The sequence below is a fragment of the Legionella qingyii genome, from assembly GCF_003990155.1.
In the GTDB taxonomy this organism is placed as follows: Bacteria; Pseudomonadota; Gammaproteobacteria; order Legionellales; family Legionellaceae; genus Legionella; species Legionella qingyii.
Window position 1 is genome coordinate 95,864 of record NZ_RZGX01000004.1, and the last position, 21,085, is coordinate 116,948.

Sequence of the window (21,085 nt, forward strand, 5' to 3'; positions counted from 1 at the left end):
CAAGCATAAATTAATACATCATATTGACCAATATCAAACCACACACAAGGCAATGTGAATTGAATTAATACAATTCGTAAATTATACTCTCATATGATGCAATCAAATCATGAGCTCATAATGACCCAAAATAGCCGAATTATTGATGCGCTCACCTTATGTCTCAAACAAAAGTCCGATAAAGATTTTAAATTGAATAAATCAGCTGCTTACGCTGGACTATCTGACTTATATGAACACTATTCCCTGGAAAATAAAACCGACCAATTTTTTGAGGGATTTGAACAATTATGCATGATACCCAATGATTATCTTCTTGGAGACAATCAAATTTTGGATAATTTTATCATTCAATTCGAAAAAGTATTTCATCCCCAAAAAACTGAAAAAAGGATCAATCGCCCTACCCCATGGTGGGAAATCGAGCGTGACCGTCTGCTTGCAATTGCAGAACAACATTCTCCATGCTATGTATATCATTGCGAAACCCAAGTATCTCAGGCCAAACAGTTACTGAGCTTACAATCAATCGATACTCTATTTTATGCAGTCAAAGCCAACCCCCATCCTTCTATTTTAAAAACTTTGGAAAATGAAGGCATTGGATTTGAATGTGTTTCCATTCAGGAGTTAAAACGAATAACAGATTTATTCCCCCATATGAACAAAAAACGAATTTTATTTACGCCAAATTTTGCCCCAAAGCTAGAATATGAATTTGCCATGAATTTAGGCTGCTATATTACAATAGATAATTTATACCCTTTAGCAAACTGGCCTGAATTATTCAAAAACCGCAACATTATAGTCCGTATTGACCCTGGTACAGGTGCGGGCCACCACAAACATGTTATAACCGGAGGAAATGAGTCAAAGTTTGGAATTGACCAAAATGACATAGAACAACTTAGAACATTAACTCATAAGTATAATATCCATGTCATTGGGCTGCACTCACATTCGGGAAGTGGAATTCTTACACCAGAGCTTTGGGAGCAAACCGCTTTAATACTCACATCACTCATTGAGAAATTCCCTAATATTGAATTCATTAATTTAGGTGGTGGTTTGGGAATTGTTGAAAAACCAGGACAAAAACCCTTGGACCTGACAAAACTTGATTCACGATTATTAAAAGTAAAAGCAAATTACCCACATTTGCAGTTCTGGTTAGAGCCTGGTCGCTATTTCGTTGCAGAAAGCGGTGTCCTCTTAGCAAAAGCCACTCAATGTAAGGAAAAAGGCGAAGTCCAATTTATAGGAATTGAAACAGGGATGAATTCATTAATCAGGCCTTCTTTATATGGGGCTTATCATGAAATTGTCAATTTAAGTCAACTGCACTCAAAAAAAGCTGGTTTTTCGCATTTGGTTGGTCCGATTTGTGAATCTGGAGATACATTGGGATACGACCGGTTACTCCCCTTAACTCGAGAAAATGATATCATTTTAATTGCAAATACTGGAGCATATGGACATAGTATGAGTTCCCACTATAATTTAAGACCACCTGCAAAAGAAGTTATTTTTGAAGTATAGAATTATAACTTTTACCCATTTTTAAAATCCCCCCCCTCTATCCCGTAGTGACCAATATGGATACACTCTGCATTGTATTCAATTAATATGTCAATTATAATCGCAACATCAAAAATTGAGGAGTTTACTATGCCGAATCAAGGCAAAATTATTAATGTTGTAAATCTTTGTCTAAAACAAAAAGGCAATATTGACTTCACATTGAATAAAAAAGGAGTATGTGCAGCACTCGCTGCTTTATATATCAAATATGCAGCAGGAAATACCAAATCTAATTTAGAGCGTAAAACAGAGTCGTTTTTTTATTTACTCGACCAGTTAGCGAATTTACCCAGCACTTATCACATCGGTGATAATCCTGTTCTTGATAATTTCATTATCAAAATTGAAAAAACATTCCGTGCCGATGAATATAGTTATTATGAATTCTTACAAAGTGACGTCGAAAAAATATTAGATATTGGAACTAAACCATTAAGAAATGAATTTAATTTAGGACTCGTAACAGCTGAAGCACACTGGAAAGAAATTTTCAAAAAAATTACGGGCAATAATCGCTTCTATTCAATTTTTAGTAAAAACCATGCTATCACTTTATCTGTCGAAAACGGAAAATATATAGTTTACGATCCGAATTACAACAAAAAAACCAAAGAGCTTGAATCAATTGATGACTTAATCAAAGAAATTAAAGATTGCTTTGATTATAAAGACGATTCTTTTGGACTAGCCATTCGTGCATTTGCTCCTCCTGATGCAACTCCTGAACACTACCCTTCACATGACGAGTTACATCAAATTTCCATTGCAGGTCAGATCGATACAAATTCCAGTTTCTTTGCGGCTATAGCAAATGATATCGACACCCTCGAATATTTATTTAAGCAGAACAAAATCAATTATGACACACTAACAAAAGAATATTTTCGTCCTGAGTTTAACAATCTTTTAATACAACAACCAAAATCACCCATTCTAAAAAAAGCTGTTTTACAAGGAATTCAGTTCACTCTCTTTGTTGGAAACCTTAAAGAAGCAGAAAAGTTAATTGATCATTATCGCAAAACATACACTGCAGTTGAAGAACAAGAAGAGTTAAAAAATGAATTGCAGATGCTTCTGGATCGCTCAGTAAAACAACTTGTGCTACCTATGAAAAGGGAAGCAGATTACACCAAAATATTAAAGTTATTAGATCAATTAAATCTTACTCAAGAACATAAAAATCAAACGACTTATAATCATTTGCAACTTCTGACGTTTATTAAACAAGAAGTGGATTCTAATACAATAGACCAGTTTTTAAGTAAACTGTCGCCAGAACAAATAATAAAACAAATTCAATGTGCTGCTATCGCCAACCAACATCATGTTTTACATTTGTTATTCAAGCAATTAATAAATGCCAAAATTAACCCAAAATCATTTACTTCTATTTTTAACCAAGAGCTTATTCAAGCGATTAATGTGACCACTCTGAAAAAACTCTTTGAAAATGGCTTCATGGTTAATCTTCAGGATCCTGATTTGCTCGCTCAATGCATGCAGCGTGACGATAAAACCATTTTTGAAACTTATGCCCACGCATGGCTTGCACAATCAAATTCGACGCTTTGGGGACATGTCGAAAAACGTGAATACGATTTAATTGATCTAAGCACGCCGCTTGGCTCAATAACGCTACTCAATGCCCTTATTTTCCTGCGAAAAAATGAGCATGTTAAAAAAGCATGGAGAGATAATATTCCCGAAGAAATGCTCAAAAGTGCACTGACCATTGCCATATTGAATGGCAATAAAGAAATGAGTTTGTTTCTTCAGGAAAAACTGCAGTCCCAAAAAAGCCGCCTTGAACAAGACACCTTGGAATTCCTTTACACTAAAGGATTACAAGAAGAAGACTTATCTATTTTAGATACTCTTACTCAATTAAAGTTCAACGTGCTGCGTAAAACCGAGGATATACGTGCACTCTTCATGTTATGTTTTGATTATGAAGATTACGCAATCATCGAAAACTGTTTTGCAGATGCAAGCCCTAAAATAAAGAAACTCATTTTAGAATACAGTTTAAACTGGAATATTGCGCCTGTAATAACGATATGTGCTCAAAAGGCCCCTCAACTTTTTAATGAGTACCTCAATGCTTCGGCTACAAATACTAGAAATCTTGCCAAACTCAATCGAGTTATAACCAAGATTCCCTCCGATATTCTTTCATTGAACGCAGTGCCACAAGAACAAAAAAAACGAATCAAAGACTTATTCAAGAATAAGCTTCCATCTCTAGCAAAAACATTATTTAGCAAAGTAACCTGGGAAGAAGAGGAACTCGATGAATTCCTCAATGACTTAATCCAGGACAAAAATGAAAATGGAATTAAATTATTATTACAACTCGCGCCAACATTAAAGCAAAGACCAAAACTTATTGCCCTGCTGGCACAAAATAACCTGTTAATACCTTTAGACTTTTTACTCGATAGAGAAACAGTTGTAATTGATGATGAATTAACAGAACAAATTTTTACATCCGCATTAGTCAATAACAATAAAAATTTGGTTGCCCGATTTTTGAGTCAAGGAAGAATAACCCCTGAAACTCTTTTAAAACAACCTATTGTAGAATTACTTAAACAAGCAATAGAAAAAGGTAATGACTCTGTTTTAGCACCATTTATTGAGTCTAATCTTAATTTCGGATTAGATTTTAAAGAATTATTTCTTTTTAGTTGTGCTCAAAAGCAAACAAAAATAGCCAATCAGCTCCTTGCCAAAGAATTTACTCTGAGCACGATTGAAAGAAAATCTGCAATTCAACAATTATTTGGTGATCAACCTATTCCTGCTTTGTTTGATAGAATCTATGAACAAGGCTATGGTAGACTTTATCAATTATTATTAAAATCCAACGTCCCCAATCCTAGAGCTTCGCTTCTGAATTCAATTAAAAATCCAGAGCAAGATCCTTCAATCCAAAGCAGCACACTTTATTTAAATCTTTTAAAAAGAGCAGTTAAAGAAAAAAATGAGAAGATATTTAATACTTTGTTTAAGCAAAGTGATCTTCCAAGTGCTCCCAATAAGAGTATTCTAGATGCGTTAAAAGATCCTGTACTCTTTGCAAGTGTCTTCCCCTTATTTGAAAAGCAATACAGCCTGCAAATATTAATAACTGAAGCATTACAACAAAAAGAATGGGCGACACTAGGCAATCTTCTTGAAAATAAAAAATTGACCGACTTGGATGAGGACCTGCAACAGCCTATACAAGACCATGGTGCGGACATCATCAAGGCTTATATGGAGAATCTCGAAGCCCATTATGATAAAACCGACGTACGTCCTAAGCTGTTTCAACTTCTGAACAGTACAAATCCTCAAGTTCTTACTCAATTAGCACATCCATATAAAGAAGTAATTCAAAAAGCTCTGGAACGCGTTGAGCTCAAGATGCTGGAAGAGCAACTCGATTTAAACAATCAAATTTATCGTCATATTTTTGACAGTTTACCCTTGAAACAAGCATTGGAAGAACTTGCTAAAATATTTGCAGAATGTCAGAGGATTATTAATGAGCAGAACATTGATTTGGATCAGCCCATTGAAAATCTGGAAATAGCGAATCATCTGGCGCAAATAAAAATTATTATGGCTGGAAAAGATATTGACCCAGATTACTTGAGTGAAAGCAATTGTGCGCTTTTGGAAAAACTAATCGATAACCCTCGATTTAAACAGGTTTGTCAATTGGAATTTAAGCTTCATTGCTTGCTCAGACAATTTCAAAGACCGCTTTCGATGCAAAATGACGCCGTTGCTAATGAATTCCATACAACAATCAGATTACTTCGTGAAAGTTTAGCACGAGTAAACTTACCTGAGAATTTTGTTTTGCCTGAAATTCAACGCTTTTTCGCGCCTCAAGCAAAAGTGATTTCACCAGAACCAAAAGAAATGGAGAAAAAATCGTTACCTTCTAAAAAAGATACGAAACAATCGAATTTGGATAAATCGAATCTGGCTAAATTGAAAAAAAGCTGTACTGATGCAGTAAAAGATTATCTAAAACATCGTGACCAAACTTTAAGTTATTTTTCTTATTTTTTTGATTATTATCGTGGCCAAATTCGTGCCAAGCATTATAATAATTTGATTCAATCAGCTAAAACAAAACAAGAGTTGAATATTATCGAATATGCAATTTTAGCAAATAATAACACGACTCAATTGAAAAAGGATTTGATGTCAAAACTTCAAATTACAAATGAAAATACTGCCAGGAAGAAGCTCGAAGCCGTGATTCGAAAATCTTTTACTAAGGATGAGTTGCCCCATATAGATGCACTGATTGATTCAATCAATCAAAAAGTTAATGGGAATAATAGAATTCTAACTAAAACCTTATTTAAAGAGGAATTGGAATATTTAAATCAAATATGCAAGCCTCAACCTCAAGGTACCATGAAAAATTATTCGTTCTTTACTCCTGCAAAGCAAAGTCTAGTCACTGGATTTTGGCAATGGATTGTTAGCTGGCTTAGCAATGACAGCTCCTCTACCATTGAGCACAAATTATCAATGAGCAAATAATAACATAACCGCGCTTATAGCCTGGGTGAAATCAACAGGGAACCTGGGCTAAATACTTTTGTCCCTCTTTAGAAAACCTGGGTTTCTCTTCGCTTCAACCCACGGTACTTTTATTTTCGGAAATATAATGGATCAATCAGGACTTACGAAAAACTCCAAGATCGAGGCAAAAACTGTTTTAAATGAGGGAGTTTAGATAAACTAAATAACTGAATGAAAAAAATTTTTTTAACGAAAAGATTGGTTTTTTTCGTAAGTCCTGTCAATAAATTATGCTACGATTAGGCATTTTTTATTATGGTCATAATATAATGCAGGACGCACTAAAAAAAATCTTTCAAAAATATCCTCAAACAGAAGCTCCTTTTATGCATGAACAACTTGCAGAATGGAGTGTCACACGTCCATTGACTGGGTTACGAGTAGCTCATCATGTTCCTGTAGTAACCAATACTTTATTAAAAATAGCTTGCTTAATTGCAGCAGGAGCCGATGTCACCGTCACCAATCCTACAGAATTTTGTCATGCTCATCCACAGGCAGTATCCTCTTTAAAGGAGGCCAAAGTTCGTTATGTAGACGATCCACGCTCACTTGCTGGAGAACCATTTGATCTTTATTTTGATTGTGGCGGACAGCTTTATCAATTTCTTGGAAAGCCTAAAATTGGTGCAATCGAATTAACCGGTTCTGGGGATCAATTTTACCGACAGCAACTACTTAATTTTCCTGTGATTAGCGTGGATCGCACGATGACAAAACAACTCGAGACAGTTTTTGGGTGTGCTGAAAGCAGTCATGTGGCTCTGGTTCAATTGACAGGAGTCAATCTCGCTGAAACCTCATGGATTATTTTTGGTTTTGGGAAAATCGGCCGAGGACTCGCCTATTTTTGCACACAGAATAAAATTCCTGTAGTTGTTGTTGAGCCGACTGAACAACAACGAAATTTAGCCCAAAAGTTAGGTATCAAAGCAATCGCTCCTCAGGATTTCAGTGAGTTGGAACGTGCATTAATCGAAGTGAATGTTGTTGTTAGCGCAACAGGGAAAAAAGCAGTGATGAACGAATATCCTCACTCCTGGTTCAGCGGAAAAATTTTAGCTAACTTAGGAGTCTATGATGAGTTTGGTCCTCACTTTAGTGATGATGAGGTCTTAAATCATAAAATGCCAATCAATTTCGTACTCCATGATCCGACACCAATGAAATATATCGATCCGGAGTTTTATATTCATAACCTTGCTGCATTAATGCTTCTGAACGAAAAACTGACGCCTGGAGTGCATGGAATATCCTCAACTTTAGATAATCGTATTGTTCAGAATTGGTGTGCCCATCATTCATTTCCATTAGATGCAATTAATGCTTGGTTGCATTTATAGTATGGAGGTAATACAACGAGACCTGAGGTATTGGAACGTATTAGAACATCCACGTTTTCGTTACCCTGCCCCAAGCTGCTGCGATCAGCGCAAATTTAACTCAAGCTGCGCCTTAATTTTCAAAATAAATTTACACTCTCTCCATGATGCTATATATTTCGCCTTTTTTCTTGAAACAGATTAATGAATTTATTGCACCCAACACCTTCACACAGCTCCAAAAGAACCATTATATGGTTAGTCAGCGTATTCTTTCTTTTGTTTCAATTTTTCTTGCAATTATCATCAGGGATTATTATTGGCGCTATAATGCATGAGAAACAACTCACAGCATTCACTGCCGGTCTATTAAGTAGTGCTTTTTATTATGTTTATACCACAATGCAAATTCCCGTAGGTCTTCTTTTTGATCGATACAATACGCGAACTCTATTATCCTTAAACGCCTTACTGTGTGCCTTGGGTTGTTTGCTATTTTCTACTGGATACAACTTATTCGTGCTATTTCTTGGGCGTCTCATTATCGGTGGCGGCTCTGCTTTTGCGTTTGTAGGTATGACACGTGTGCTGCGCCAACATTATCCCCTAAGGCTATATGCGTTTATGATCGGGCTTACAGAAACTCTAGGATTTACTGTTACGGTATTGTGCATGATTGGAATGGGCTCCCAGATAAGTCGCATTAGCTGGCATTACTTTCTTGCAGGAAGCGGTATCATAGGTCTTTTAATTGCTTTTTTATGTTTGAATTTTATTCCAAGTAATAAACCTGTAATTACGGATCATCATCAGTATAAAAAACATTTGCTACTTATGCTAAAAAATAAATTAGTATGGATTAATGGATTATTTGTTGGTCTAGAGTTTTCGGTTATTACTGTTTTTGCTGCAATGTGGGCAGTTCCTTTCCTTCAGTTAAAATTAAACTGTTCTCTAGAAACTGCCAGTATACTTACATCCATGACTTTATTAGGAGCGGGTTTAAGTTGTCCTATTTACGGCTGGCTCTCAATTCATTTGTCTAAACGCAAACCACTTATTCATATTTCATGCTTATCAACTGCCATTTTATTTATTCTTGTTCTTTTCATACCCACACACGCTATTTTCCTCACTGGGGTACTTTTGTTTGCAATTGGGCTATGTTGCGGCGCGTATATGCTTGCATTTACCATCGCGAATGAACTAGCGCCACCTGAGTCGCTCTCTGCATGCACTGGGTTTACCAATACCTTAGCAATGGCTTCAGCCCCTCTTCTACAACCACTGGTAGGCTATTTACTGGATTACTCTAAAGGCGATACAAACCTCCATACCCTATATGATTATCAACTTACTCTATTAATTATTCCAGCTGCATTAATTATTGCCAGTGCACTGTCCCAATTTCTTCCTGAAAAAGAGAAGTAAGCTGCAAATAATTACTTTTCTCTTTTTCCCCTATTAATAAAACCTTAATAATCTATCTATAAAATAACAAATATTGCCCAGTATGTAGTTATTTTATATGGCGACTTCCAAAACAGATATCAGAAAACCTATCGGCCCTGCCCAAAAAGAAATAAGTTACTTCGTCGTATTTGGCGATAGCCTTTCTGACGGAAAAAACATGGGGGAAAAATTTTCTTTTCTAGGATCCTTTATAAATGGGCTCTGGGACAAAGAGCTAGGATTGGATAAGTCCCCCAAAGAACGCTTTACCAATGGTTATACCTGGGCAGACGTGCTGCGAGCGACCCTCATTAGCAAATTCATTAATGAGGATAAAATAAAGAAAGATACTGAACATCATTTTGGAAAATATAATCTTGACTCTGCGGATATCAGTGATGATATTCTTTATCAATCACCCTATCAGCGAAAGAGATACACTTCGAATGAAGTTGAGGCTGAATCAAATGAAGTGCAACGTAAAAAACATGCACAGGATAGAGATGAAGGCCATCTATTCGCGGCAAAACGAGAAAGCACTCCAGAAAACGAAAAAGAGCCAAGATATACACTTGATAATGCTGACTTAACTGATGCCGCAATCGCAGGTCGATACAGAAAAAATGTCCCGGATCCTCGCAAAGAAAAGAGGCTCACCAAAGCTCCACTGCAAGAATCCTCTGATGATATATCAGACAAATTGATATCAGATCCCCGTTATAGGCAATACGTTCAAGAATATTACTCTCTTGATAATGGCCGGACTGCGCAATTTAACGGTCGAAATTTCTTTGTAAATTATAGCCAGGGTGGTGCAACATCTTATGATTACAGCTGGAGTGTTGATTTTCTTTCCTTTTATTCCCTGCTTACATCGATAAAGCTTTTTTTCACCCGTTTGCTTGTATCCAACTTATCGAAGCAGGTAGCGCAATTCTTAGAAGATAATGAGAAACAGGAAGTTACTAAAGAACAAAAGGAAAAGACACTTATTACTATATTTTCCGGGGCAAATGATTTAATTACAGCAAATTCGGACCTAACAAAGGAAGCTGCTGATCGTGCGGTACAGAGTAACATTGATAATATTGAGAAATTAATTAAACAAGGTTATAAAAATTTTGTTTTATGTAATTTGCCCGATCTATCATTAACTCCACGTTTCCAGAATAAATCACCTGAGGAGTGTCAACACGCTCGAGAAATATCAAACTATTTCAATGCGCAATTAAGAACCAAATATCTGGAGCTGCAAACAAAACTAAATAAGAACCGTCCTGATTGCTCTATTGATCTTTTTAATATCAATCAAGTCTTTAGCACAGTTTATAATGATGTCCTTGATAAGGGCAAAGATTCAAAATACCATGAATATTTTGATAAAGACAAACTAAAAGAGCCCTACATAGATTCACCTGAATATAAAATAACCCCGGAGGGGACATCTCCAGGAGCGAAACATATGTTTTGGGATGATGTTCACCCAACTGCTACGATGCATGCCTTGTTAATGTCCGAATACTACAAAAGTCCGGAAGGTTTGGGTAAATATAAACTCTCGGCACCTCCAGAACAAAGTGCAGCCCAATTATGCAAACAATTTAAACAGAAATACCACGAAAAATTAGAACATGGCTGGTTTAGCTTTTTGAATTCAGATTCGAAACTTCCTATTGATTATAAAGATCCAGAAAAAGCTCTTATCACCATATTACGTTATGCTCTTGATGAAGAGAACGAAGATGCGGATTTCGTACGTGAAGCCATGAGCGATTTAGGTTGGTGGGTAAATGATGAGCCCAACATGTGCATCCCCGCGCTAACTGATGCTATGTGGATTGTAGATCCTAAACATGCGAAAAAACTGCAAGAACAATTAGACCCTCATCTAGCTAAACTTGATTCATCTGGAGTGATACTCAGCGCATTGAAGAATCCGGAATTGGAAGAACAGTCAGAGCCTCATCTGGCTAAATTTAATTCATCTGCAGTTGCTCCCAGCGCATTGAAGACTTCAAAAGATGATAAAAAGAATCATCCCCAAAAAATTCCTCCAGAACTGACTTTTGCTCCTGACGTAAAAGAACGATTGCAAAAGCTGCAAGATCGATGGGATAAAGAGAAAGAACAAAAGCTGGCTCAGGTAAACCAAGGGTCTTCAGTGCCCCAAACTGGATTCTAGAGAGCAGTTAAAGAACACCAATTAATATTTATCTACTATATTAATATGTAGAATTATCAAACTAAAACTGAGGTTTAGCTTCTCTTTAAAATTTGATGGGATCTACATGCAAGATGCTCGAATAGACAGTAAGAAAATAGAGAAAGTAATATTTGCCGAGCGCATAATGCTGCTTAATAAAAACTTATTATTAAGCATCCCTGCAAATTTTTTATGCTCATTAATAGTCTTTATTGGACTATATACAGTTATCAATCCAAAAACTCTTTTTGTATGGTTTCTGGCTACTCTATCCATTTTTGCATTACATGTAAGTGTATATATTTTTAATTCTTATCGTCCCTTATCATCAGAATACTATTTAAAATGGTTAATAAGTTTTGGTGCTATTTATGGTGCACTATGGGGAGTAGCAGGATCAGTGCTAATTCCTTATAACAATCTGTTAGATCAAATGCTGGTCATCATTATCATTATCGGAGTAGCATCTGGTGGACTTCATATTCTTCAGCCCAATCTTTTTGCAAGTCTTTTATTTTTTACTTTATCCATTCTTCCTCTAAGCTTTTGGCTTTTTTATCAAAATACACTGACCTATTGGTTACTTGGAGCCGCATTACTGATTTATTTTTGTTTTGTATCAATTGTATCTTCGATAGGATATGGGCTGCTTAATAAAAATTTTAAATTGCGTTATGAGAATTTAGATCTAATTGACGAGTTAATTAGAATAAATGCTGCATTGGAAGAAAGTGAGTCACGATTTCGTTCTGCATTTAATTCAGCAGCAATTGGTATGGCTATAGTTTCTTTGGAGGGGCGATGGCTAAAAGTCAATGAATCTCTTTGTCAGATTGTTGGATACTCAGAAAAGGAATTATTGAATACTGATTTTCAATCCATTACCTATCCAGAAGATTTAAAGCTGGATTTAAATTATATACGGCAATTATTGGCGGGGGAAATACGATTCTATCATATGGAGAAACGCTATATTCATAAAAATGGCGACATCATATGGATTTTACTTAGTGTTTCATTAATCCGAGATCCAGAGAATAAACCACTCCAATTTATTGCACAAATTCAAAATATTGATACTCAAAAACGAGCAGAGCAAGAACTTAAATATATTGCTCATCATGATGTTTTAACTGGTTTGGGAAATAGAAAGCAGTTGGAAATATCATTTAATCATGCATTAGCCTATGCGATACGTTACCAAAAACAAATTGCCATTTTATTTATGGACTTGGATTATTTTAAAAGAGTAAATGACAATTTGGGGCATGATATAGGAGATCTCTTATTAATAGAGATAGGAAAAAGGTTAAAAACTATTTTACGGTCTACTGATATACTTGTCAGGCAAGGTGGCGATGAATTCATTATCGCGCTCACTGAATTATCTAATGTAAGTTCCGTTGAAACTATAGCAAAAAAAATTCTTGATGCTGTTGCTAAAACTATAACCATAAAACGACATGACATTTCAATTACAGGCAGTATTGGCATAAGCCTATACCCAGCTGATGGCTGTGACTTAAACAGCTTAATCAAACAAGCTGATGAAGCATTGTATGCAGTGAAATCGACAGGAAAAAATAACTATCGATTATCCAGTGCTGCATTATTGTAAATAGCAAAAAATATCCGTTGCTTTGATCTCACTTCTTATCTATTTACCATTGTAATTATGGATAATTTATATAAAAAAAACCGGGCATCAAGCAATAAATAAATTGACTGTTTCTATTTTACAAAACATCCCACCCTCAGGCAGTTAACTTCTCCTTATTAATACCGAGTTCGCTTGGTTGATTTTTTAAAAATGATTGTTGCGTAACAAAACAAAAACCTTCACGACCGTCTTTAGAAAACCCTGCGACTGTATGTGATGATGGATCATTAGCCTTCAGAGTATTGATCAATTTTAAACTCAGCTTGGGTAAACCTATGCTCAGCATGCACAGATCATTATCTAAAGGTTTTATTGAAACAAATTGGGACATTTTTACTTTATTGCCCAATGGATCAAGCCAACCTGCTACAGCAGCACTAGTTGCATCTTTTTCTTTAAGATTTGCAGAGTAAAATCCATTATCATCAGTCAACCGACAGAAGGTTGTACTAATCTCATGAGTGTCTTTTTGATCGTTGTTTAATACCAATTTGCCAAACCAGGTTTTATTCCCTGTAACAAACTGCTCCTTATCATCGATACGTAAATGTCCATTAAGCTGGCTTGTCTGGAGCACCTGAAGTTTTACTCCTGGACGTAAGATCAAGGAGTCATTCACGTTATTCGCTTGTTTTAACATATCTACTTTGAAATTAAATCCTTTTTTATCTGCTGTTTTAACACCAAAAATCCAGCTGTCATTGATGGGATTGTAACGAATAAAGGAATAACCAACATGCCAATCAAGTGGTGTTGATTGCTCAATTTTTTCTTTATCTTCGTTAAAAAATACCAGTTGATTTGTTTGTCCATCAATTAAAGCTGCTTTAGTATGGAACTCTGAACCCTGGCGATGCATTTCAAAAAAATAGCCGTATTTATCCCCACTTTCATTTTTTACCATACCAGAAAAAGTCCAACTACCTGTAGTTGAATCGATAGATTGTACAAGTTGCGGCACTGGTTCAATTTCAGTCGCAAATAATCCTGAACTAACGTGGAACATAATTAAAAATAAAAAACAGCGAATCCAAGCAAACATAATCAGCAATAACCTTTTAACTGTTGATGTAACCACAATGCGTCCCAAAATGCATCATCCAATACAGCCTCTACGGGTAAATAATGCATGTTATCCGAGCTGAATGCTCGGCATTTCACTGCATCTTTTTCCGTCATAATAATAAGTGATTTCGAAGAATTCAAATCATCTGGCTTAAACTGATAATGATCAGGATAAGAACAGGTATCGAATTCTATCCCTAATTGCAGCAAAGTGGAATAAAAACGTTGGGGATTACCTATCGCAGCAATCGCCTCCCATTTTTCATTTAATTTCTGAGGTTCAATTTCCTCATCTGTACTTAATTTTTTAATTGTTCCAGGCCTCAATACCATTGGATATGCATTAGACCTCTTTTGAAACGCTACTGCAGAGTGGGCTTGTTTCATCGATACTGAATCCGAATCCTCATGCCACTTACCTTCATTTACCACAATAAAATCAACCTGTTCTAGACGTGCAGCAGACTCTCTTAGTGGGCCTGCCGGCAAACAAAGGCCATTACCTAATCCTCGAGTTCCATCAATAACAGCAATTTCAATAGCTCGTCCCATACGGTAATGTTGTAATCCATCATCGCTTATAATGATTTGGCTTTGATGCTTTTCTAAAAGATAACGAACCGCCTCGGTTCGTTTCGGTGCAATCACTACAGGACATTTGGTTTTTTGTGCCAACAGTAAAGGCTCATCTCCAACTTTTAGAGCAGAATCATTTACATGTACTTCATAGGGAAAATGCTTCGTTGCTGCACCATAACCACGGCTAACAATACCAACTCGCAATCCTTTTTGTTGTATTCTTTTGGTCAACTCAATAACTAAAGGAGTTTTTCCCACTCCTCCAACCGTTATATTACCAACAACAATCAGAGGAACTGGGCAATTTATTTGACTAAAACGTTGCAAAAAATAGCGCCTGACTGAAACTACAGCAAAATATCCCCAAGACAAAGGGCGCAACACCCATTGAAGTGGATGATCTTTTCCATACCATAATTTATCCAGGAAAGCAGACATCAGGCTACCACATCCTCACGAATCATATCTATGTGCTGCATTCCTTGAAGTTGTGCATAATAGCCTTGTAAATCAAGTAGTTCCTGATGGGTACCTTGCTCTACTATACATCCGTGTTGCATCACTATAATTTTATCCGCATGCTTAATCGTCGATAAACGATGCGCAATAACAAGTGTAGTGCGATTTTTCATCACTTGATCCAAAGCGATTTGGATGTATCGCTCGGACTCACTATCCAAAGCAGATGTTGCTTCATCAAGAATTAAAATAGGTGCATCCTTTAAAATAGCACGCGCAATAGCTATTCTTTGTCGCTGACCACCCGAGAGTAATACTCCATTTTCACCAATACGCGTATCATAACCCTCTGGAAAACGGCTAATAAATTCGTCAGCAAAAGCCATTTTGGCAGCTTGAATAATTTGTTGCCGGCTCACATCCGAACGACCGTATGCTATATTATTGGCTAAAGTGTCATTAAATAATGTCACATTCTGACTCACTAAAGCCATTTGCTCACGCAAACTAGCCAAGCTTATTTGATTAATAGGTGTATTATCCAGAGTAATAACACCTTGAGTCACTTCGTAAAAGCGAGGCAATAAACTGGCAATCGTTGTTTTGCCACTTCCAGAATGACCTACCAATGCTACCGTTTTACCTGCTTCAACAGTGAAACTTACATCATGTAATATGCGCTCCCCTTGTCGGTAAGCATAAGAGACATGTTTAAACTCCAGAGCGCCCTGTGATCTTTGCGACAAAACGATCCCTTGTTCTTGCTCAATGGGTAGATCCAACATGGAGAAAACACTTTCAGCACCAGCTAGACCTTTTTGTATTACGGCATTCAAGGTCGTTAGGGTTTTCATCGGTTTAATTAACTGAATCATTGCAGCAATAATTGCTAAAAAAGAACCGGCAGAAATAATCACTACTGTAGACAATTGAATTGCTGCTGCAATGATTGCTGCAATACCTATCGCAATAACAATTTGCACTCCAGACACATTAATCGCCTTGCTTGTAGCAACTTTCATATCGTTTTGGCGTGAACGCTCTATGGCTTTACAGAATTTTCCAGATTCATAAGCAGCCCCTCCAAAAATACGCACTACTTTATAACCTTCAATTGCTTCGCTGGCAATTTCAGTAACCTCTCCCATAGTTTTTTGTACTTTATGACTTATTCGTCGTACGCGTTTATTTGTATAGTTCACAATTAAGCCAACAAAGGGAATAGTTAACAGAAACATGAGTGATAACTGCCAGCAAATGACCATCATCACAGTGAGAAAACCTATAATTAAACAAATATTTTGGACAATATCTGTTAAAGCATCTGCGCTAACCTGCGCTACTTGCTCCACGTCATACAATATTTTGGAAAGCATTTGTCCTGAAGTTGCTTCGTCATAAAAATCAGCAGGCAGACGAAGAATATGATTAAAAACTTTTTCCCTTAATACTTTAACTACTGAGCGGGCAACCCAAGTCATACAATAACTGCCCAATGAACTAACAAGTCCTCTCAAGGTAATTCCGATTAAAACGATATAAGGAATTTTCTTAATAAAATCCATATCGACATTAATAAAGCTTTTATCAAAAAAAGGACGCATCATGTATGTAAAACCAGCGTCAATCAAGGAATACAAAATGTTGGCAAATATACCTAATGCCAGTATGGGCCAAAATGGTTTCACATATGCAAGCAAACGTTTGTATAAAATGCTGGTTTTAACAGAAAGTTTCTTCTTCATGACTCAAGTAACACAATCGAAACATGGGCTATTGTAACTGTTATTACAGGGAAGTGCTAATATTGCTTAAAATTCAAAGTGGCCTGAGTACTGCATCGCGTCCCCTTGTTATAAGTAAGTTATTTCTATCCGAAAACCTGATTCTGCTGCGCCAGCTACAAAATTGAATGGGATTCATGTCATTCCAAAGTCATTTTGATGCGGGTATAAGCACAATGGAAACCTATTTTTTGTACGTTACAATCAGAAACACTCCCTGGCTCTGTAGTAACCGTTGCCCAAGACACCCCTTGCTGTTTTGCCCTATTCAATCGGACTTTTAGTAATTTTTTTTGTAATCCTTTCTCTCGAAAAGCAGGCAAAGTGCTCGTCACCCCTAAATCACAGAAATCGCCGTGAATGGCAATCGAAGCACCAGCTACAATTACATCGTTATCAAAAACAGCATAGGCACTAACTCCTTTAGATTGGGCATAACGAGAAAATTGATCCTCAGCTTCAGGAGCATCAAAACCTAAGGCAACCTTTTTGGCCCATTCATTCAGTTCATGCGGCTTTATTTCTTTAATGGTTAAGGGATCTGCAGCACCGTCATTAGGCTGATATGTGTTTAAATCCAATATTGAGACATTGTTTAATTCACTGATGCAATAACCACGCTGGCTTAAAAATATTGTAAGTTCATTTCCCACAAAAGGACATAATTCAATATCTACACGAGTATGGTTTAATGTTTTATAAAAATGTTCTATTTGCTCTATTTCAGACTGAAAATGCGCACGTTTTGTGGCAAATCCCCACCCTACTACTTGTGACAAATATGAATCAGTCCCTGAAAAACAAGCAGCGCCTCCATTAAGTTCCAATATTTTTCCTTGTGGATATTGCTTGGTTACTTCTATATGGGTTTGCTTGATACACGATTCCATTTGCCAAGCCAGATCTTTAGTAATGCATTTCATCTTAGATATCCTAAGCAAATCGTGGTAAAAATGAAGAAGAGATCATAACTGGATACCATTTACTGTTTCATTTTAATCCTTTTGACAATTCGTATATCAAACCCGGTCCTTGGTAAATCAAACCAGTATACACTTGGATTAATGAAGCACCAGCATCCAACTTAGCCTGCGCACTGTCACAATTGTCGATGCCTCCTACTCCGATCAAGCTAACATCATCACCAACATATTGTTTTAGCAAACGCAGACACTGGGTAGAAAGCTCCCATAGAGGTTTACCACTTAACCCTCCAGTTTCCTGAGCATGGGATAAATGACTCACTCCAGTCCGAGAACAGGTTGTATTCGTCGCAATAATTCCTTCAATACCATACTGCAAAATCACTTCCGTCATCTGTTTTAATGTTTCTAAATCTTCATCTGGAGATACTTTAACTACTAAAGGCACATGGCGTTGAAATTTATCTGACAATTTAATTTGTTCAGCCTGTATTTGCGACAATAAGTTGGCAAAATATTCTTTTTGCTGTAACTGGCGCAAATCGGGGGTATTCGGTGAAGAAATATTAATGGTCACATATGAGGCATACTCATATACTTTACCCAGACAATGAATGTAATCATCTGCAGCATGTTCCAACGAAGTATCTTTATTTTTGCCGATATTAATACCCAAGATTCCTTTGTAACGTGCCTTTTTTACATTCCCTACCAAGGCATCAACCCCGTGATTATTAAACCCCATACGATTAATAATCGCGTGAGCCGCTGGCAAACGAAATAATCGCGGCTTAGGATTACCGATTTGTGGTCTTGGCGTAACAGTACCTACTTCAATAAAGGAAAAACCCAGTTTGGCTAATGCGTCTAAATGCTCTCCATTTTTATCCAAACCTGCCGCCAAACCGACAACATGTGGAAATTGTAGTCCCAAAGCTTCAGTAGGTTTAGGCTTTACCTTTTTAAAACAAAACTTGGGTACATAATGCAAAGCAGACAAACTAAAAGTATGCGCACTTTCAGGATCCATACTAAAAAGTATGGGACGTAACATCGAATACATAAAAAACCTTGTGACCTGGGTGAAGCGAAGCGAAACCCCGGGTTTGGGTTAATTCAGAACACCTGGGTTTCGCTTCGCTTCACCCAGGCTGCATTAATTAAATATCACATTTCTGTGCCCAAACTCGCAACATAGCGCTTTCAGACTTATGCAAATGATAATCGACTTCTCTAATTTCTACGCCATAACCTTCTTTTTGCAGCTCCAACAATACAGGGCCTAAAAACTCAGAGGTTTTTCCTTCCGTATCATTTAAGGGAAAAATTCTTACTTCCTTCGCTACTCTTGCTAATTCACGAATTACATTTAAATGGAATTCGACAGTCTGATCTTCCAAATCTGCAAATAAGTAATTTGTACTTAATGCAAAATCAAAAGAGAAATCGGGATAAGGTAAATGATAATCTGCTGCACCATAATATCGTCCTTCAGCCTTGCCTTGCTCATAATCTGCAAAAAATTTTTTCATTCCATTTTGTCGATGCTCAAGCAGCTGCTCTAAACCTCCAAAGCGACTGAAATCAAATTGATCGTGTTGCTTATGAACTTCATCTGCCATTTGTGCAAAAATCATAATCGCCTTGGAGGATAAGGTATCTTTATCCAAAACAAACAAAGGATCACAACTTACTGCTTGATGCGCTTCTTGAAACTGTTGAGCGTTTACTGCACTGGGACCACATCCATATTCCAATATCTTTGAATTCATATCCTCTTGAGACAAATCAAACATCTCACGATACTCATCAACACTATGTCCCCAGAGTACTAATTTACGCATGAATGACTCTCCTAAATAGATAAAACTAAACGCTGAAACTTTGGCTGTAACTACCTTTGAAAGCTCAGTAGTTTTTCCATTGGCCTAAGATTAGGCGATTTTTTAAATCAGGTAAAGGAGCATTTAAAAAACACTCCTATTCTGCAAACTCAATAACAAAATAAATAATATCTAATAGCTTCCCACTTTAACTTAGATCATGCAGTGCAATCCCCTAAAAGCTCATTTCACCAAGGGTTATTTGAATTGGTTCATCAAATCATTTCTTTAACTTTTTCAATAGGAAAAAAGATCTGAGAAATTCTATTTGCATCTTCAACTTGATTGGGTATAGTCTAACACATTTATAAAAATCAACAGACTACACACTCTGCATTAACATAAACCAAGTTTTAGCAGTCATTTAAAACTTGCAACAGATTAGTAGTTACAACAACAGGAAGTCAGCTATGTACACAGGACCGAACTATCAACTCGGTGAAACTTACGACATGTTGCGCGACAGTGTCTACCAATTTGCTCGTGCTGAAATTGCTCCACTTGCTGCTCAAATTGACGAAAGTAATGCTTTTCCCAATCATTTATGGCGAAAACTAGGTGAAATGGGATTATTGGGAATTACTGCCAGTGAAGAATATGGTGGTGCCAATATGGGCTATCTTGCCCACGTCATCGCAATGGAAGAAATTTCGCGGGCGTCTGCCTCTATAGGCCTGAGTTACGGTGCTCACTCCAATTTATGCGTCAATCAAATCAATTTAAATGGTAATCATTCGCAAAAACAAAAATATCTGCCTAAACTCATTAGTGGAGAATATGTTGGCGCTCTCGCTATGAGTGAATCCAACTCAGGATCTGATGTAGTCAGTATGCAATTACATGCTCGTCCAGCAGGCGATAAGTATATTCTCAACGGCACCAAAATGTGGATCACCAACGGGCCTGATGCCGATGTTCTGGTCGTTTATGCCAAAACAGACAAACAGGCTGCGAGTAAAGGAATCACTGCTTTTCTGATTGAAAAAGGTATGCCCGGCTTTAAAACCGCTCAAAAACTCGACAAGCTAGGAATGCGCGGCTCAAATACCTGTGAATTGGTATTTGAACAATGTGAAGTCCCTGCTGAACAAGTTTTGGGTGAAGTGAATCAAGGTGTTAAAGTATTAATGAGTGGGCTTGATTATGAGCGTACTATTTTGGCCGCAGGTCCAGTAGGAATTATGCAGGCCTGTATGGATGTTGTTTTACCTTATGTACATGAACGTAAACAATTTGAACAACCCATAGGTGAATTTCAATTCATCCAAGGTAAATTAGCAGATATGTACACTGACCTGGGTGCCTCAAGGGCCTATTTATATGCCATCGCCCGAGCTTGTGATGAAGGTAAAGTCAGTCGCAAAGATGCTGCAAGCGTGATCTTATATACGGCTGAAAGAGCAACACAAATGGCATTGCAAGCAATTCAAATTCTTGGTGGTAATGGATATATTAATGAGTATCCTACAGGACGTTTACTGCGTGATGCAAAATTGTATGAAATAGGGGCTGGTACTTCTGAAATCAGAAGAATGCTTATTGGACGAGAACTTTTTAAAGAAACAGCATAAGGAAGAATGA

12 protein-coding genes and 1 pseudogene are annotated in these 21,085 nt (G+C 36.9%); 7 read left to right on the top strand and 6 right to left on the bottom strand.

Translation table 11 applies throughout. The features are described 5' to 3' along the window. Positions 1-399 precede the first annotated feature (399 nt). From lysA to ELY20_RS04005, 6 genes and pseudogenes are all read left to right on the top strand, one after another. Positions 400-1,539: pseudogene (gene lysA / locus ELY20_RS03980) on the top strand (diaminopimelate decarboxylase); the annotation flags it as partial. A 129-nt stretch (positions 1,540-1,668) separates the two neighbouring features. Continuing rightward, on the top strand, positions 1,669-6,132 hold the full coding sequence (locus ELY20_RS03985) for a hypothetical protein (protein ID WP_110141481.1): 4,464 nt from the start codon (positions 1,669-1,671) through the stop codon (positions 6,130-6,132). A 311-nt stretch (positions 6,133-6,443) separates the two neighbouring features. Further along, positions 6,444-7,517: a Rossmann-fold NAD(P)-binding domain-containing protein gene (locus ELY20_RS03990; protein ID WP_110141567.1), complete on the top strand. Its 1,074-nt coding sequence runs from the start codon at positions 6,444-6,446 to the stop codon at positions 7,515-7,517. A gap of 183 nt (positions 7,518-7,700) precedes the next feature. Next, positions 7,701-8,927, top strand: coding sequence for an MFS transporter (locus ELY20_RS03995; protein WP_110141480.1), 1,227 nt, complete (start codon positions 7,701-7,703; stop codon positions 8,925-8,927). Between the two features lie 97 nt (positions 8,928-9,024). Then, positions 9,025-11,130: an SGNH/GDSL hydrolase family protein gene (locus ELY20_RS04000; protein ID WP_110141479.1), complete on the top strand. Its 2,106-nt coding sequence runs from the start codon at positions 9,025-9,027 to the stop codon at positions 11,128-11,130. A 106-nt stretch (positions 11,131-11,236) separates the two neighbouring features. Beyond that, the gene (locus tag ELY20_RS04005) at positions 11,237-12,769 is read left to right on the top strand and encodes a GGDEF domain-containing protein (protein ID WP_110141478.1); all 1,533 of its coding nucleotides are present in this window, start codon (positions 11,237-11,239) and stop codon (positions 12,767-12,769) included. A gap of 136 nt (positions 12,770-12,905) precedes the next feature. Here the strand turns inward: ELY20_RS04005 and ELY20_RS04010 are convergent, their stop codons facing one another. From ELY20_RS04010 to ELY20_RS04035, 6 genes are all read right to left on the bottom strand, one after another. Further along, positions 12,906-13,853, bottom strand: coding sequence for a hypothetical protein (locus ELY20_RS04010; protein ID WP_110141477.1), 948 nt, complete (start codon positions 13,851-13,853; stop codon positions 12,906-12,908). A gap of 2 nt (positions 13,854-13,855) precedes the next feature. Continuing rightward, a complete protein-coding gene (lpxK, locus tag ELY20_RS04015) occupies positions 13,856-14,893 on the bottom strand; it encodes a tetraacyldisaccharide 4'-kinase (RefSeq protein WP_110141476.1) in 1,038 nt (345 codons plus the stop codon). Continuing rightward, complete coding sequence (msbA, locus tag ELY20_RS04020; protein ID WP_110141475.1) at positions 14,893-16,659, bottom strand: lipid A export permease/ATP-binding protein MsbA; 1,767 nt, start codon at positions 16,657-16,659, stop codon at positions 14,893-14,895. Before msbA ends, lpxK begins: the two co-directional genes overlap by 1 nt. A gap of 179 nt (positions 16,660-16,838) precedes the next feature. Continuing rightward, a complete protein-coding gene (locus ELY20_RS04025; protein ID WP_110141474.1) occupies positions 16,839-17,621 on the bottom strand; it encodes a GNAT family N-acetyltransferase in 783 nt (260 codons plus the stop codon). Positions 17,622-17,688: 67 nt separating this feature from the next. Beyond that, positions 17,689-18,684 (bottom strand): quinone-dependent dihydroorotate dehydrogenase, encoded by a 996-nt coding sequence (locus ELY20_RS04030; protein WP_110141473.1) that lies wholly within the window; start codon positions 18,682-18,684, stop codon positions 17,689-17,691. Between the two features lie 97 nt (positions 18,685-18,781). After that, a complete protein-coding gene (locus ELY20_RS04035) occupies positions 18,782-19,465 on the bottom strand; it encodes a hypothetical protein (protein WP_110141472.1) in 684 nt (227 codons plus the stop codon). Positions 19,466-19,914: 449 nt separating this feature from the next. Between ELY20_RS04035 and ELY20_RS04040 the strand changes: the two genes are divergently transcribed. Next, complete coding sequence (locus ELY20_RS04040; RefSeq protein WP_110141471.1) at positions 19,915-21,075, top strand: isovaleryl-CoA dehydrogenase; 1,161 nt, start codon at positions 19,915-19,917, stop codon at positions 21,073-21,075. The last annotated feature ends 10 nt before the right edge of the window (positions 21,076-21,085 follow it).